General features: G+C 32.5%; 10 protein-coding genes. 3 read left to right on the top strand and 7 right to left on the bottom strand.

Features of this window, described 5'->3' with window-relative positions; all coding sequences use genetic code 11:
• The first annotated feature begins 89 nt into the window (after positions 1-89).
• Both ABDZ69_RS12200 and ABDZ69_RS12205 read left to right on the top strand, forming a co-directional pair.
• Complete coding sequence (locus ABDZ69_RS12200; protein WP_343770011.1) at positions 90-1,025, top strand: radical SAM protein; 936 nt, start codon at positions 90-92, stop codon at positions 1,023-1,025.
• A gap of 14 nt (positions 1,026-1,039) precedes the next feature.
• Positions 1,040-1,912 (top strand): pyridoxamine kinase, encoded by an 873-nt coding sequence (locus tag ABDZ69_RS12205; RefSeq protein ID WP_343770013.1) that lies wholly within the window; start codon positions 1,040-1,042, stop codon positions 1,910-1,912.
• Positions 1,913-2,010: 98 nt separating this feature from the next.
• On the opposite strand, the gene ABDZ69_RS12210 is transcribed toward ABDZ69_RS12205, so the two are convergent.
• On the bottom strand, positions 2,011-2,424 hold the full coding sequence (locus tag ABDZ69_RS12210; RefSeq protein WP_343770015.1) for a DUF2935 domain-containing protein: 414 nt from the start codon (positions 2,422-2,424) through the stop codon (positions 2,011-2,013).
• A 151-nt stretch (positions 2,425-2,575) separates the two neighbouring features.
• Here ABDZ69_RS12210 and ABDZ69_RS12215 point away from each other — a divergent pair, with 151 nt between their 5' ends.
• Positions 2,576-2,914 carry a CGGC domain-containing protein gene (locus ABDZ69_RS12215; protein ID WP_343770016.1) on the top strand — a complete coding sequence of 113 codons (339 nt, stop codon included), beginning with the start codon at positions 2,576-2,578 and terminating at the stop codon, positions 2,912-2,914.
• A gap of 27 nt (positions 2,915-2,941) precedes the next feature.
• Here the strand turns inward: ABDZ69_RS12215 and ABDZ69_RS12220 are convergent, their stop codons facing one another.
• The 6 genes from ABDZ69_RS12220 to ABDZ69_RS12245 form a co-directional block, all read right to left on the bottom strand.
• Complete coding sequence (locus tag ABDZ69_RS12220; protein WP_343770018.1) at positions 2,942-5,803, bottom strand: cell wall-binding repeat-containing protein; 2,862 nt, start codon at positions 5,801-5,803, stop codon at positions 2,942-2,944.
• A gap of 166 nt (positions 5,804-5,969) precedes the next feature.
• On the bottom strand, positions 5,970-8,477 hold the full coding sequence (locus ABDZ69_RS12225; RefSeq protein ID WP_343770020.1) for a YhgE/Pip domain-containing protein: 2,508 nt from the start codon (positions 8,475-8,477) through the stop codon (positions 5,970-5,972).
• A gap of 131 nt (positions 8,478-8,608) precedes the next feature.
• Positions 8,609-9,175, bottom strand: a complete 567-nt coding sequence (locus ABDZ69_RS12230) for a TetR/AcrR family transcriptional regulator (RefSeq protein ID WP_343770022.1) — start codon at positions 9,173-9,175, stop codon at positions 8,609-8,611.
• Positions 9,176-9,300: 125 nt separating this feature from the next.
• The gene (locus ABDZ69_RS12235; protein ID WP_343770024.1) at positions 9,301-10,674 is read right to left on the bottom strand and encodes a M28 family peptidase; all 1,374 of its coding nucleotides are present in this window, start codon (positions 10,672-10,674) and stop codon (positions 9,301-9,303) included.
• A gap of 125 nt (positions 10,675-10,799) precedes the next feature.
• Positions 10,800-11,927, bottom strand: coding sequence for a TolC family protein (locus ABDZ69_RS12240; protein WP_343770026.1), 1,128 nt, complete (start codon positions 11,925-11,927; stop codon positions 10,800-10,802).
• Positions 11,928-11,943: 16 nt separating this feature from the next.
• A complete protein-coding gene (locus tag ABDZ69_RS12245; protein ID WP_343770028.1) occupies positions 11,944-13,050 on the bottom strand; it encodes a TolC family protein in 1,107 nt (368 codons plus the stop codon).
• Between the last annotated feature and the right edge of the window lie 15 nt (positions 13,051-13,065).

Genomic DNA, 13,065 nt, shown 5'->3' on the forward strand with positions numbered 1-13,065 from the left:
TTTTTTCATTTTATTTGTATCCATACATTTGAAGTATTCATAATTGTGTGACATAATAAAATATAGGTTTTAACGAAGGTGGAGATATTATGAAAGAATTTAAACATATTTTTGGCCCCATACCCTCAAGGAGACTGGGAATGTCCTTAGGAGTTAGTCCTATTCCCAAAAAGTATTGTAATTTTTCCTGTGTGTACTGTCAAATTGGCAGAACAGACCACATGACAGATAAAAGAGAAGATTTTTTCCCTGTAGAAAATATAATAGATGAATTTAAAGAATACATAAAAGAAAATGATGATTACCATGTGGTAACCGTTGTTGGTGAAGGTGAACCAACCTTATATAAATCCTTAGGAAAGCTCATAGCAGAACTTAAAAAATTAACATCAAAACCCATTGCAGTAATTACCAATGGAGCTAATTTAGGAGACAAATCCGTTCGCGAAGATTTAATGGAGTGCGACCTGCTTCTTCCTTCCCTAGATGCTTTTGATGAAGCTTCCTTTAAAGCTCTTCATCGTCCTCATGGCAGAGTAAAGTTTCTAAAAAGCTATGAAGGACTTGTAGAACTATCTCAAAAATTCAAAGGGGAACTTTGGATAGAAGTTATGCTCATCGAAGGAATTAACACCAGTGAAGAAGCCCTAATAAAACTTAAAGCCTTATTAGATAAAGTAAAGTATACAAAAGTTTATATAAACGCTCCTGTTAGGCCGCCAGCGGAAGGTAATATTGTAGTCCCTCCTAAGGAAAGTATAGAGAGGGCAGTTAATATTTTAGGTGGTTTTTCTATAGATACCTTGACCACAGGAAAGTTTTCTAGCGGAATTGTAGATAATTATGAAGGGATTTTGAGCATAATAAAAAGGCATCCTATGAATCAATTTGAAATTGAAGCTTTCTTAAAGGATAGGAACTGCAGTGAAGATGAGATTAAAAACATTTTTAATATATTAAAAGAGGATGTTACAGTAGAAATAATTGAGTACAAAGGCTTTTATACCTATAGAGGCTTAATATAAGGGGGAAATATATTATGCATCCAGTAAAAAGAGTAGCAGCAATCCATGATTTATCAGGCTTTGGCAGAGCCTCGCTAACTTCAATTATACCAATTTTATCTTCCATGGGAATACAAGTTTGTCCCCTTCCCACTGCTATACTTTCCACCCATACTGGTGGCTTTGAAGATTATACCTTTGTAGACTTAACAGATTCTATGGAGGGTTTTATGAATCATTGGCATTCATTAAATATAGATTTTGATTGCATATATAGTGGATTTTTAGGTTCAGTCAGACAAATTAATATAGTGTCTAAGTTTATAGATCTCTTTAGAACGGAAAATAACTTAGTAGTCATAGACCCTGTTATGGGAGATAACGGAAAGCTTTATGTTACCATGAACATGGAAATGGTTGAAAACATGAGAAATTTAATTTCTAAAGCGGACATTATTACTCCAAACTTTACAGAAGCTGCCTACCTTTTAGGAGAAGATCCTAATACGAAAATATCAGAATGTAAGGTTAAGGAATGGATGGTAAGACTCAGCGAAATGGGTCCTAAAATTGTTATAATAACCAGTGTACCTGATAATCACAAAAAACATAAAGAAACTCATGTACTTGCCTATAACAAAGAGGATAATGTGTTTTGGAAAGTAAGTAGTAAACATATCCCAGCCTTTTACCCTGGCACAGGTGATGCCTTTACCAGTGTGCTAGTTGGAGGTCTTTTACAAGGAGACAGCCTTCCCCTAGCTCTAGATAGAGGAGTGCAATTTATTTCAACTTGCATTAAAGCAAGCTATGGCTTTAAATATCCTACCAGGGAAGGTGTTCTTTTAGAAAAAGTCCTTGATACTCTAAAATTACCGGTGATAGTTAGTAGCTATGAGTTAATCTAGATAATAAATGATGAAGAAAAGAGTATAGATGATGGTAGATTTTTCCATCATCTATACTCTTTTCTCAATACTCTATTATCTAACAGCTTGCCTAACTCCTAAATCTGCGTCATCAAATCTCCCATAAGTTCATACATAAATCTCTGTTCATGGGTTATGTGCTCTAGTAATGTCTGCCATATCTTATCCTCTTTGCCATACTCTTTAACTTTATCTAGAAGGCTTAAGAAATGCATATCATGCATGCAAAACTCATTTATTAATTGTCTTAGCCCCATAACCATATAAGGCATAGGATTAGATCCTCTTTTTAATTTTTCAGCCTTAGCTTTTAGTTCACTAAAAACTTTATTTATATGCATTAGTTCATTTACAATTTCTGTAGATAAATTCTTTTTAGTTAAATCCGCTACGGTTTTAATAAAAATAGGATGCTCGCTAGAAATATCCGACCATAAAATTAATTCATTGAAAACACAGTTTAAATTATTTACTAAGGTATAGCAATACAATGTTTTTCCCCCTAAAAATTATCACAATGACAATATATGTAACTACCCCGGAGGTGGTGACAAAAAAAGGTTACAATCTGTGATATAAATCATAGGTCTCTATAAAATAATATGCTATTATATACCTAGCTTAATTTTGAGGAGGTCCTTAATGAAAAAAGTTGGTATTATAAATTGCTATGACGTTTCAACAAGATGTTCAGGCTCAGGTTGCTTTAAAGCCTTTAACAATAAAACTGGAGCCTTTGAAGAATATGAAGGAGAAGAAATAGAATTAGTAAGTTTTGTCCATTGTAATGGTTGCAATGAAGCTTCTGTAGAAGAGGTTTTAAGTAAAGCTAAAAAAATGAAAGCTGTAGGAGTAGAATATATACATCTTTCTTCTTGTGTTAAAGCTAAGTGCCCTTTATATGATAATTTCATGATAGAACTTTCAAAAGAACATAATGTGGTAGGATATACGCATAGCAAAAAGAAAGGGAGCCTTTAAGTTTATTCTTAAAGACTTCCTTTCTTTTTAAAATAAATTTTCCCCTACTACTCCGCTACCGCCAAATATTATTATATTTTTATAAGCCTTCATCCCTACATATTGTCTTTGTTCTGTTAAATCCATGGAATTACTTACAAGCATTATTGGAGCATTGTTATAGGTAGCATAAACACTTCCAACCAAGGAATCTGGAAAACTTACTCCTGATGCAATAGCAATGGCCTCTCCATTTATATTAAAATGTTTTAAAACACTCATATTAGTTTTGTATCTATCACTTCCGCTTAATCTTATTATGTCACTATCCTTTAACAGGGTTAGTTCGGATAATGTATTTTTAACATTTAAACTTACTACCCCTTCTCCCCCTACGATGTATGCCTTTGAAGGTTTTATTTTCTTAATATAAGCTTCTGCATCTTTAGTCAAAGTATTTTTAGAGGTAAGTATTATTGGGTATTTATTCATTTGAGCAATACTGGCTATACTTAATGCATCTGCAAAGCCTTCACCGCTAGCTATTATCACAGGGGTTCCCTCTGATATATTTAACTTAGTATTGGTCTTGATATTGGTATCATATCTATCCTTACCCTCAAATCTTTCAATGTTACTAATTCCTAAAGCTTTTATGGAGTTTACCAAATTATCCTGCACTGCACCTTTTCCTCCAACTATGTATACCTTACCGCTTTTATCCATATGTTCTTTAAGATAATCTATAGTCTCTTTATCATTTTTAGCATTGTTACCTATTAATAACAATGGAGCTTTTAAACTACTAGCTAAAGTACTTGCGGATATTTGATCTGTAAAATTATAACCATTGGCAATAACTACAGTAGATGCCTTCTCTGTATACATCTTTTTAGCTATGGAAGTGGCTGTTCCAAATCTATCTGCTCCCGCCAGTCTAGTTGTATTTACTATAACTTCTTCTTCCTCGCTGTAAATAGCTTTAATATCATCTATATATAAATTACCTTTAGTCATAGGCCCAATATTACCTGATGAAATTGACATTATTCTTATTCCCTGGTTTCCACTTATCTTAAAGGGAGTTACAATATTATCAGGTACTTGAGCTTTAACGTATTTCCATCCAGTCCAATCCACTCCAGATTCTGAAGTTAGATTTAGGTTTTGTACTTGGCCATTTCCATCTACTAAGGCCATTCTCATCCAATAGCCTTGTGACTCTGGAGTTCCATAAACCCACATGCCAATTCCCTTTGGTCTACCTGAAACCTCTATGTCTTCTCCAGGCCCTGCATATACTCCAAGGGTAGTATTTTTTTCGCCCTTAGTAAAATCAAAATTTATTTTTAAAGAGCCATTGCCAGTCTTCACAGGATCCTTACCATATACGCCCTTTTCTAAAGAGACTATTTCTCCTTTGCCTGTAGTATTTACCTTCCAACTTATATCCTTTTCAAAATCCCAAAGGATTTGAGACGGTTGTCCAACCGCTACGTCAATAGTAGTAGAAATATTAGTTCCTTTGAATTTAGCAGTGACTTTTCCAACACCACTTTTATCTTTTGTGTAAAGTACTCCATAGCTGTCTATTGTTCCAACATCTTCTGAAACTTCCCATACTATATCTTCATTTTTTAATTTTACATTTCTACCTTGGTATTCAGCGTTAACATTTAAAGAGATTTGAGTATTTTTCTCCGCTGAAATTTGTTTAGCGCTAGGATTTATTTTATCTGGAACAGCAATTTCCACCCAAGTTCTTCCTACAATTTCACCATTATAACTTAATAAAATTTCAACTTGTCCAGCTTTTCCAGTGGAGCTAAACAATCCATTTTGGTCAATTCCTCCAAAGGAATCATCTGAAAGGGACCAAGTCAAATTATTACTTGGAAGGGACGCTTCTTCTCCAGACTTATCTCTTCCATGGGCTTTAAATTGAACTGTAGATTCTGGAGTAAAGCTTTTGTCAAAAGGTTCAATATGAGCTGTAGCAAATTCACCATCTGATTGGTATTTTGTTACTACTAGCCATGAGTTTCCAACTCTTCTTTCTCTCCCTTCAGAAGGTTTATTACTTACGGATAGTGTATTACTAACTGGTTTTTTTGAAATATAGGTAGTAGAACCTCCACCATCTAAATTTAAAGCTTGTACCGCTCCCATATCCTTCATAAGTCTTCCTAAATCAAGTAGTGATATGCCAGCTGAGTAAGGTTCCTGTCTTCCATCAACAGTTATGAAAAATACTGAACCGTCCTCCTTTATCCCTACTGCTGTTCTTGGCTCTCTTTCAGCGGAAAGGCCCTCGTTAACATATCCATCCTTTACAAGTAGCGCACTTCCACCTAAAGCTTCTTCTAAATCGTCCTTTACTTCTTTATATGTTTCCCCATCTCCAATTATAGGAGTTCCGTCTTTTAATATACCGAAAAAATCCCACCCTGCCGCATGGCTTGTTTTAATTCCTTTTCCATCTTTATGTATCACTCCTATAGGCTCTCCAGTTACCATATAGTAAAAGTCTCCATTTACCCCTGCAACCACCTTTTCTTCTGAGGTTGAAGCTGCTTTTGCCTGAGAAGTCAAGGTTTCCATTCCATAGCCATCTTTATCTCCTGGAGTGCCTGCCTCAATGCCTACATATGGATTTTTAGTATCCACCTCTGCTACAAGCACTTCTAACCTTTTACCATATCTATCATTAAAAGAATATCTCTTTTCCTTAACTCCTGGAACTAATACAAATTCTTCCTTGTTAATTTCTTTGGATACTAAACTAGAGGTAAAATCAAATTTACCTAACGCTTGTACACTAATAGGACTAAACACATTAGCAACCACCGTTGTAAATACAATCATGCTAGCAACCCTTTTGCTAAATATACCTTTGTTTCTTACGTTCATTACTTTTCCTCCTGTATTCAATAGTACAATATAATGATACAACAAATTCTCTATGATTTGGTTACATTTACACATTATTAATAAATATTACGAAGTTTTTTTATAGAAAGTATTATTGAATTCTAAAAAGAGAGATGGCTCTTTTTAGAACTCTCTCTCTTTTAAATTATTTACTAATATTATTCATTTCCCCTTGAACTTTTAGTTGTACTTTATCTGCATGTTCCTTTAGCATGATTGAAATTATAAAGAACACTACAAGCATTCCTCCAAGTACTGCTATATCTTTTCCGAGTATGGAGTAATCTACCCCTGATATTACTTCCCTTAATCCTGATACACAGTAGGTAAATGGCATTAAAGGATTTAATACTTTAAATAATCTTGGTACAATCTCTAATGGGAATGTACCTGCGCAGGAAGTTAACTGAAATATTAATAATACTATTGAAAGCAATCTTCCCGCTTGTCCAAGTAAGAATATTAAGCATTGAATTATAGCAATAAATACAAAGGACATAAATATATTAAATGCAAAATATAAAGGTATATTGTCAGGCTTTAATCCTAATGCTAGTACTATTATACTTGCTAATACTGATTGAAGTAATCCTATAAATCCATAGGATAAGAATTTACCTGCTACAATTGAAACTGGACCTGCTTCTACATCTGCATCTACCTTATCTGTAATGATGAAGAACATCATTATTACTCCAACCCATAGGGAAAGCGGAATAAAGTAAGGTGCAAATCCTGACCCATAGTTTTTAACTGCATAAATTGGTTTTTCAGCCATTATAACTGGTTCTGAAACAAATTTACCCATGGTATCGCTATTATTTACTAGATTTTTATTTATTTTATCTGATCCTTCTTTTAGCTTATCACTAAGTTCTTCTGAACCCTCTGTAAGTTTTGTCATTCCAGTATATAATTCATCAGTACCATTGTATAATTTGCTTACTCCCTCTGATAACTGAGGTACCTTTTCATTTAATTCCTTAAGTCCACCATTTAATGCTAATGAACCATTATATAACTTATTTACTCCCTCTGATACAGTTGGCATTACCGCTATTAAGCTTTCTGCCATTTTAATATTATCTTCTGTTAATGCATTTTGTGCAACCTGTAAAAGTTTTTCATTGTCCTTTAAATCCTTCTGCATTTTTAATAACTGATTTAAAAGTTTAGGTCCATTAGCAAGGTTTTTCATCTGTTCAGGAGTTATATTTTTCTGTATTGCTAAAATTATTGGTTTAGCTGTATTTAAATCCTGTTGTAATACTTGCAATTTATCTAAACTAGCTTGCATATTTTTATCTGTACTAACCTTATTAACTAATGATTTAACCGCAGTTAAGCTTTCTCCATTTTTATCTAAATCACCCTTCAAAGTTGCTAACTGTGGAAGAATATTATTTAAGTACTCTACATTTTCTTTACTTAAAGATGTCTTAACATTATTTATAAGGGCAGTGTTTTCTTTAACCTGATTTTGCATCAACGCTAAATCATTTAAACTTGCATCAGCATTTCCTAACTTTTCAAGGCTATCCAGCAAGGATACTAGCTTATCAGAGTTATTTAACATTGACATTAATGGAAGCATTTTGTTCATATCAATTGTACTTAAGCTTTCTGTATCCTTTAGTAGTTTATTTACATTGGCCATATTTTCAGCCTTTGTCAATGTTTTAATCTCTGGTATATTTGTTAATGAATTTATATCTATTTCTTTAAAATCTAGTGCAACTTTTCCTAAGACCTGTATATTTTGTGGAGTCATAATTCCAGGTACTATTTCTAATATTGATGTGTCTGCATCTTTTAATACTACAGCATCCTTCATTAAAGTTTCAGCACCCTTAATTGTATTAGGATTTTTTAATGCTTCTAATGAGCCCTTTGAAGATAACCTTGTTAATTTATCTAAATTAACTTTAAATAATTTTAATCCATTACTTAATTCAGATGATCCGTTGTAAAGCTTCCTTACTCCTTCTTCCATGGTAGGAACGTTTTTCTTAAACTCTACAACTCCACCTTTAAGTTTTTCTGTTCCTTCTTGTGCCTTTATCATTCCATCTTTTAATTGCGTACTTCCATCAGCGGCTTTATTTAAGCCATCCTTTAATTCAAAAAGACTATCAAAAGTAGCTTTTGTATATTCTTTTGTTATACTTTTTACAATTTCAGCTTTTAATTCTCCAGAAACCTTGCCATTAATTTGAGCTGCAAGAAAGTTTTTCTTATCATTAGATGTATAAATTATTTCAGGTTGCTCAGGCTTTCCATCCTTTGCGCTTATAATCTTTTTTGAAAAATCTTCTGGAATAACGAACATAGCATAATAACCTTTTTTTGCTTTTAATCCTTTTTCTGCTTCATCAATAGAAACAAATTTCCAGCCAATTTTATCATTACCTTTTAAGTTATCAACTACATTTTTTCCATAATTAACTTCTTCATTATCTTTTATGCTTCCTTTATCCATATTTACTACAGCAACGGGCATGTCATGTAATCTATTGTATGGATCCCAAAAGGCATATAGGTAAAGTAAGCTATACAAAAGAGGAACTATTATTATTGCAGTAACAGATACTCTTATGAATCTGTTTTTAAATATACTTGAAATATCTCTTTTAGCTACCTTTAAAAAATTCATTATTTCACCTCTCCTTTAATGTTATGTTTTTATACTGACCAGTCAGTTATATTTATACTGCTTTTTTCGATATTTGTCAATTATTTTTTTTAACTATTTGCATATAAAAAAGAGACCTAAGCACCTAGTACTTAAGCCTCTATTCCTGTTAATATATAATTCATAAGATTATCTACTACTTCATCCACATTATTTTTATCACTGTTTATAAGCTCATACACTGCAGTAGAGCATAACATTCCAAAAATAGTGTATGCCATAAAAGATTTTTCTCCACTTTTTATAAATCCATCCTTCATAGCTTCCTCTAAATATTCTTCAATATCCTTTATATACTCATGTATGCTATCTCTTAACTGAAGTTGCCTCAATTCCTGACCCCAAAGTTGACTCATTACAACTTTAAAAAAGTCTCTTTTTTCATAAACTAAGCTTATCTGAACTTTGCATAAAGTTTTAAGCTTTAATATTGAATTACTTTCTTCTTTCACTGCCCCTTCAATTCTGCCTTTAATTAAATTCATGCCTTCTTCTATTATATATTTAAATATTTCTTCCTTGCTTTTAAAATGATAATATAAGGTTCCCTTTGCCACTCCAGCTTGTGCCGCTACCTCATCCATAGTAGCCCCATCATAGCCATATATAGAAAAAACCTTTATGGCTGACTCAAATATTGATCTCTTTGTTTTATTCATAATAACCCTCTCTAACTCTTTATTGACCAGTCAGTATAATCTTAAGTACATTATACTATTTTTTATATATAACACAATAGATTGAAAAAAAGAGATAGCTCTTTTTAGAACTATCTCTAACCCTTTTATTCTATAATAACTTCTTCATTCTTTAGATATTCTTCTAACATTTGCTTTTGAATCTTAGCTTTCTGTAGGCTTGGGTTATCCTTTCTTATTAATTCATAAACAGATGCTCCAACTATTTCTGTGGCTGTTCTAAATCTTTCTTCACTAATTCTATCTATAGTGTCATAAGGCTGATGGTACCATGGTTCTAAATCTGCTGTTACAGGATCTCTCCATATGAAGTTTCCTGCATCAATGCCCGCTGCCCAGAAAGATACATGGTCACTTGCTCCTCTTTTAAATGGAGCTTTTATAACCTCTCCATAGCCTAATCTTTGAGCTACTTCTCTAGCTGTTCTAGCAACTAAATTATCTTCTCCATCATTAACATTAACATATAATGTAGTTTGCTTTTCTCCTGCTGTACCTACCATGTCCATGTTAAAGTTTGCTATAATTCTAGTCTTTTCATCTTCTGATAGAGTAGAAACATAATAAGCTGATCCTAATAATCCAACTTCTTCAGAGCCACAAGCAACGAAACGTATTTCTGTATCTATTGGGAAGGAAGAAAATATACGAGCAAGTTCTAGCATTGCCGCTACTCCAGTGATGTTATCATTTGCTCCTGGAGCTGTTGGCACTGAATCATAGTGAGCAGATACCACTACTATATTTCCATTGTCCTGATTTTTATGAGGCTTTCTTGTAGCTATAACATTTTGAGATGTATTGTATCTATTTATTTTTAAGTTTACAACACTTCCTTCTTCTAGCATTTCGCCAGCATCTTTATTTAATGTAGCATAAGGAATTGTACTTATAACTGTGGAAGATATACTTAATCTTCTCCAATCGTCATTTTGAATTATTACTGCTTTCGCTCCCGCTTCTTCTGCATTTACTAATATTGATTTATACATAGCAGTAGTCTTTTGAGATGCTTTAACAAGAGCAATATTTCCTTTTACTTTGTCAGTAAACTCTTCTTTTGCTCCAAATCCACAATTTACGATTTCTCCAGTAACTCCATCTTCAGAAGTAATTACTGTACCTTTATTCACTTGAATATGTAGGTCCTTAATTTCTGGTTTTAACATTTTTAAATATCCAACGTTATTTTCATAAGTAAACTCTTGAACTTGTACATCGTATTTATATCCTTCAAATTCTCTAGCAATATACTGGGCAGCTTGTCTCTCTTCTGGAGAACTAGCTACTTTAGGTCCAAGATTAACTGATAAATCTTCTAATGTTTTCATCATTCTCTTAACACTAATTCTTGAAATAACCTTTTGATCAAAGGCAATTGGTGATGCATAAGCAGTTACAGAAAAGCATAAAACCATTAAGCTGGTGAGTAAAAATGTAATTTTCTTTTTGATTTTCATCGATAAACCTCCTAAAATTATATTTGTAATCAATATAATCTTTATGCGAATGTGATTTTAAATAGTACTATATTTCATATAAAAAAGAGATAGCTCTCTTTTAGAACTATCTCTAATGAAATTTGCTATTGCAGCTCCAAACTATTTTCAAGAGTTGCTACAGCAGCCATATATGAAATTATATCTTGCTGCAATGTATTCTTAGCCTTAGAAAGCTGAAGCTCTGCACTTAATAAATCTAAATAAGTTATTTGTCCTAGATTATAGTTTTCTTGTGCAATTTCTAAATTGATTTCAGCAGCTTCTATGTTTAACTTATCAGCTTCTATACCATTTTCTAAAGATTTTAAAGTATTATATTGAGTCCTTAGTCGAACTTCTATGGAATTTGGCATCTGCTCTAATTGATTCTTTAAACCTTCAAGCTTAATTTCTGTTGAATCTTTATTAGCATTTGAAAATCTGTCATAAATATTATATTCAATCTCAGTGTTTTCAATCTCCTGCTTTAATGCCTTTATATTATAACTGTTTTCTATTGCAGTTTGTATCCTTTTATAAATGAGGGAATCATTAAACTTTACATACTCTATAGGCTTTGAAGTAAGTACTATCTCTGTATTAAGATCAATTCCTAAATCATTTTTTAGAGAGATTACTGAAGATTTCATTTTACTCTGTGCTGAGCTAAGGTTTGCCTCATATGTTGCCATAGTAGCTTTAAACTGCTCAATATCTGAAGCCTTAGCCAGTCCCACATTAATCTTGGCATTTATCGAGTTCATTTCCTTCTGTAGTTTTGATATTTCTTCATTTATGTAATCTATATTTTGCTGTGCCGCAAGTATATTTTGATATTCATTTGTTATTGTTACTTTAGCAGTTTTTAAATTAACTTCTCTTTCATGCTTTTTATTATTTAAATTATATAGGGCTACAGGAACATTTAATTTTAAAGTCTTTTCACCATCTTCCTCCAAAGAATTACTTCCACTATCTTTATAAGCCATTGCTTGATGATACTGTCTATCTAAAATTTCAATATATCTATCATCAAGGAGTATTTGATTATAACTAGTTTCCACACGCTTCAATGCATCTTCTAATGAAAGATTTAGTGACGCACTGCCATCGGCTATTATTTTTGAATTTATTTCAGAACTACTAGTAGAATTATCTACAACTGCATACACGGGTAATGAAATCCCTACTGCCATTACCAATGCCATAAAAACAGCAAATTTCTTTTTCATATACTCACCTCTTAAGTTATTTTAATCCAGGTCCAACGCCAGTAGCATTGTTCATTTTTACTTGCTCTAACCATGCATCTAATTGAGCATTTTTTAGATTAATTTGTGCCTCAGCTTTTGCGCTTTCAGCCTCTAAAAACTGATTTATGGTAATGGTATCATTATCATACTTTATTTTCGCTGATTCATAATTTGATTTTGCAAGGTCATAATTAATCTGCTGATTTTCCATAGCCTTCATACATCCTACAAGAGTCTTATAGCCATTGGTAATCTCTAGTTGAATATTTATTTTAGCTTTTTCTAAATCACTTTCAGCTCTATCAATTTCATATTGGGTTTTCTTAACGTAAAACATATAATCCGTACGAAGAGAGCCTTTATCATATTCAAATTCCTTTTTCTTTGCATCCAGTGTACTTTGAGCATTAACTATTTCTCCCCTGCTAACTAGTGCATCCTTTATATAATCATCTAAAGATTTAATTTTCTTTACAGGAACTATATTATTGTCAATTAATGCAGCGTAACTTTTTGATATATCCCTTCCCATTGCCAAGTTAATATCCATATAAGCTGAATCAAGACTCTTTTCAAAATTAGTTAGCTTATAGTCAGATTTCAAATAATTTATTTCTGCAAGTCTTGCATTACTTTTAGATATTGAACCATTGCTTAGCTGCAGCTGAGCTTTAGTATTTGCTTTCTTCAAACTATCATTTAATTCCTTCTGAATATTTACCGCATAATTTGCCTTTAAAAGTGATATAAATTTAGAATATGCGTCAATTCTTACAGAGTTTGTGTTAACCACTTCATTAGTTATAAATTGATTAAGCAAATTTTCTGCTGATATGGGATTATACACTACCATTTTAGCTAAATCTCCCCTACCCATGGATAGTCCCATTTGGGCGGCAGCTTTTGCATTATAGTATATATTTTGAGCATTTTCCGTTTGTTTAATGGATGTTTTAATTAATGTGGAATTCTTAATTGTTTCTATTGCAGTTTTTTCAATATCCAAGGTATCTGCATTATTGTTCTGAGCTGCTATAACATTACCACTGGAAACCATCATTACTCCAGCAATAAGAAAAGTAATTAGCTTTTTTCTATTCATTTACTTTTTCCTTTC

It is taken from the genome of Clostridium malenominatum (genome assembly GCF_039521365.1).
GTDB classification, from domain to species: Bacteria; Bacillota; Clostridia; order Clostridiales; family Clostridiaceae; genus Clostridium_AW; species Clostridium_AW malenominatum.

What these genes read in the sequence shown, in the direction of transcription:
- ABDZ69_RS12200 (WP_343770011.1), top strand. Translation starts at nt 90, where the DNA reads ATGAAAGAATTTAAACATATTTTTGGCCCCATACCCTCAAGGAGACTG.
- ABDZ69_RS12205 (WP_343770013.1), top strand. Translation starts at nt 1,040, where the DNA reads ATGCATCCAGTAAAAAGAGTAGCAGCAATCCATGATTTATCAGGCTTT.
- ABDZ69_RS12215 (WP_343770016.1), top strand. Translation starts at nt 2,576, where the DNA reads ATGAAAAAAGTTGGTATTATAAATTGCTATGACGTTTCAACAAGATGT.
- ABDZ69_RS12220 (WP_343770018.1), bottom strand. Translation starts at nt 5,803, where the DNA reads ATGAACGTAAGAAACAAAGGTATATTTAGCAAAAGGGTTGCTAGCATG.
- ABDZ69_RS12225 (WP_343770020.1), bottom strand. Translation starts at nt 8,477, where the DNA reads ATGAATTTTTTAAAGGTAGCTAAAAGAGATATTTCAAGTATATTTAAA.
- ABDZ69_RS12230 (WP_343770022.1), bottom strand. Translation starts at nt 9,175, where the DNA reads ATGAATAAAACAAAGAGATCAATATTTGAGTCAGCCATAAAGGTTTTT.
- ABDZ69_RS12235 (WP_343770024.1), bottom strand. Translation starts at nt 10,674, where the DNA reads ATGAAAATCAAAAAGAAAATTACATTTTTACTCACCAGCTTAATGGTT.
- ABDZ69_RS12240 (WP_343770026.1), bottom strand. Translation starts at nt 11,927, where the DNA reads ATGAAAAAGAAATTTGCTGTTTTTATGGCATTGGTAATGGCAGTAGGG.
- ABDZ69_RS12245 (WP_343770028.1), bottom strand. Translation starts at nt 13,050, where the DNA reads ATGAATAGAAAAAAGCTAATTACTTTTCTTATTGCTGGAGTAATGATG.